The organism is Micromonospora sp. M51 (assembly GCF_018070305.1).
GTDB lineage: Bacteria > Actinomycetota > Actinomycetes > Mycobacteriales > Micromonosporaceae > Micromonospora > Micromonospora parva.
This window is the reverse complement of record NZ_JAGPXZ010000696.1, coordinates 1-3,216: the sequence shown is the minus strand read 5'-3', so window position 1 is coordinate 3,216 and position 3,216 is coordinate 1. Positions and strand designations below refer to the sequence as shown.

The 3,216-nt window shown below is 70.3% G+C and carries 3 protein-coding genes; all 3 read right to left on the bottom strand.

Annotated elements, in window-relative coordinates; translation table 11 throughout:
• Positions 1 to 37: 37 nt before the first annotated feature.
• Entirely contained in the window at positions 38 to 1,414 is a 1,377-nt protein-coding gene (locus KBX53_RS27275) for a GH1 family beta-glucosidase (protein WP_210862402.1), read from the bottom strand.
• Positions 1,415 to 1,443: 29 nt separating this feature from the next.
• On the bottom strand, positions 1,444 to 2,283 hold the full coding sequence (locus KBX53_RS27270) for a carbohydrate ABC transporter permease (RefSeq protein WP_203122170.1): 840 nt from the start codon (positions 2,281 to 2,283) through the stop codon (positions 1,444 to 1,446).
• Positions 2,276 to 3,216: carbohydrate ABC transporter permease (locus KBX53_RS27265; protein WP_210862400.1), on the bottom strand; the 941-nt coding region annotated here is incomplete at its 5' end. The genes KBX53_RS27265 and KBX53_RS27270, both read right to left, overlap by 8 nt.

Here is a 3,216-nt window from a genome sequence, read left to right as displayed (position 1 = left end):
ATCGACCCCCGAGCGGCCGTTCCCGAACCGCCGACGGTCAGGCCACCGGTGCCGCGCTGCCGGTCGTCCGGGCGAGCCGCTGGTGGGCACGGATCAGCTCGGCGTAGCGCAGACCGCTCGCCTTCACCGTCCGGCGCTGGGTGGCGTAGTCGACGTGCACCAGCCCGAAGCGCTTGTCGTAGCCGTACGCCCACTCGAAGTTGTCCAGCAGCGACCAGACGAAGTAGCCGTCCAGGGGAACCCCCCGGGCCACCGCCGACGCGCACGCGGCGAGGTGCTGCTCCAGGTGGTCGGTGCGCTCCTTGTCCTCCACGGTGCCGTCCGGGGTGACCTCGTCCGGCCACGCCGAGCCGCTCTCGGTGACGATGATCCGGCCCGGCCGGTACTCCTCGTGCACGTCGACGAGCAGCCGCTCCAGCCCCGCCGGGTACATCTCCCAACCCATCGCGGTCTCCACCGAGCCGGGCACCGGCACCTGCCGGGCGTACGGCGCCGCGCCCGTCGGGTCGTCGACCACCAGCTGCCGGAAGTAGTAGTTCACCCCGAGAAAGTCCGTCGGCGTGGCGATCGTCGCCAGGTCGTCGCCGCGTACCGGCGGCTCGACGCCGTAGGTGGTGATCATGTCGGCGGGGTAGCCCCGCCCGTGGATCGGGTCCAGCCACCACCTGTTGACGTGCCCATCGGCCCGGCGGGCCGCCGCGACGTCCTCGGGCCGGTCGGTCGCCGCCTCGATCGGGCTGAGGTTGAGCACCAGACCCACCGACGCCGGCCGGGCCGCGTTGGCCCGGATCGCCTGGGTGGCCAGGCCGTGCCCGAGCAGCACGTGGTGCGAGGCGTGCACCGCGCGGGTCAGGTCCCGCTCGCCGGGGGCCATGTTGCCCTCCAGATGCCCGATCCAGCACACGCAGAGCGGCTCGTTGACGGTGCACCAGTCGGCGACCCGGTCACCGAGGCGGCCGGCCACCACCGCCGCGTAGTCGGCGAACGCCTCGGCGGTGGCGCGCTCGGGCCAACCGCCCCGGTCCTGCATCACCTGCGGCAGGTCCCAGTGGTAGAGGGTGACGAACGGCCGAACCCCGTCGGCGAGCAGCGTGTCGACGAGCCGGTCGTAGAAGTCCAGCCCGGCGGCGTTGACCCGCCCGACACCGTCGGGCATGACCCGGGGCCAGGCCACCGAGAAACGGTACGCGTCCACGCCGAGGCGGCGCAGCAGCGCCAGGTCCTCCGGCCACCGGTGGTAGTGGTCGCACGCCACCGCACCGGTGTCGCCGTTGTCGACGTTGCCGGGAGTCGCCGAGAAGGTGTCCCAGATGGACGGTGCCCGGCCGTCGACGTCGACGGCCCCCTCGATCTGGTACGCCGCCGTGGCGACACCCCAGAGGAAGTCGGGTGGCAGCTTGGACAGGTCGGGCACGGGTCGGTTCTCCTCTGGGGTTGGGTGGTTCACTTGACCGCGCCGGCGGTGAGGCCGGCGACGAAGTACCGCTGCAGGGCCAGGAACCCGACGACGACCGGGATGCTGACCACCAGCGAGGCGGCCATGATCTGATTCCAGTAGACGTTGAACTGGGTGGAGTAGCCCTGCAGGCCGACGGCCAGGGTGCGGCTGCCCTCGTCGGTCATCACCGAGGCGAAGAGCACCTCACCCCACGCGGTCATGAACGCGTACACGGTGACCGCGACGACGCCGGGCACGGCGGCCGGCAGGATGACCTGGAACAGGGTGCGCAGCGGGCCGGCGCCGTCGACCTGCGCCGCCTCGTCCAGACCCCGGGGGATCGAGTCGAAGTAGCCGACCAGCATCCAGATCGAGAACGGCAGCGAGAAGGTCAGGTACGTGATGACCAGGCCGGTACGGCTGGCGTACAGCTCGATGCCGGTGGCGTTGCCCAGGTTGACGTAGATGAGGAACAGCGGCAGCAGGAACAGGATGCCGGGGAACATCTGGGTGGACAGCACCGTCACCGAGAACACCCCCCGGCCCCGGAAGCGGTACCGGCTGACCGCGAACGCGGCGAAGATGGCCACCGCCACCGAGCAGACCGCCGCGATGCTCGACACCACCAGGCTGTTCACCAGGTACCGGGCCAGCGGCACGGTGCTCCACATGTCGATGAACGGTTGCAGGGTGGGCCGGCTGGGCCACCAGGTGAAGCCGTTCTGCACGTCCTGCAACGGCTTCGCCGCCGAGGTGACCATCACGTACAGCGGGATGACGACGAAGAGGGCGAGCAGGGTCAGCACGATGCGCCGGCCCCAGCGCTCACCGGCGGTCTCACGCATGGTCGTCCCTCCGACGGTTGGTGATCAGCAGGTACGCGGCCGAGACGACCAGCAGGAACAGCAGCAGCGCCACCGACATCGCCGACCCGGAGCCGAAGTCCCAGGTCTTGAAGGAGCTGCGGTAGATGTGGATGGAGATGAGGTCGGCCTGCTCCGGCGCGGAGCCGCCGAAGAGCACGAACGGGGTGTTGAAGTCGTTGAACGTCCACAGGAACAGCACCAGCAGCAGCACCAGGTTGACCGGCCGCAGCATCGGCAGGGTGACCGAGCGCAGCCGCCGCCAGAAGCCCGCGCCGTCGATCGCGGCGGCCTCGTACAGCTCGCCGGGCACGTTCTGCAGCCCGGCCATCAGGCACAGGAACGCGAACGGCCAGTTGCGCCACACCGACACCACGAGCAGCGACCAGAAGCTGTTGTCGCCGATCAACCAGAACGGCCGGTCGTTCATCAGCCCGAGCTGGTCCACGAGGACGTGGTTGACCAGGCCGGTGTCGCGTTGCAGCAGGAAACTCCAGGTGATCACGGCGGCGTAGACCGGCAGCGCGTACGGGGTGAGGAACAGCGCCCGCAGGATCGCCCGGCCCCGGAACGGCCGTTGCAGGACGACCGCCGCGGAGATGCCGAGCAGCCAGGCGAACCCGACCGAGAGCAGGCTGTAGGCCAGGGTGACCCAGAACGAGTGCAGCAGTTCCTTACCGGCGGCGCTGTTCAGGTCGAGCGTCGCTCGGTAGTTCTCCAGCCCGATGAAGGGCGCGGTGGACCAGTCGCGGATGTGGAACTGGGTCAGCTCCAGCAGGCTCATCCAGACCCCGACCACCATCGGGATCACGTGGATGGCGAGTTCCAGCACGACGGCCGGTGCGAGCAGCAGATACGGCAGGAGTGAGCGGCGCGGGCCGCGGGGCCGGCGGACCGGCCCCCGGGCCGGTCCGG

Coding starts and splice junctions, on each gene's coding strand:
- KBX53_RS27270 (WP_203122170.1), bottom strand. CDS start 2,283: ATGCGTGAGACCGCCGGTGAGCGCTGGGGCCGGCGCATCGTGCTGACC.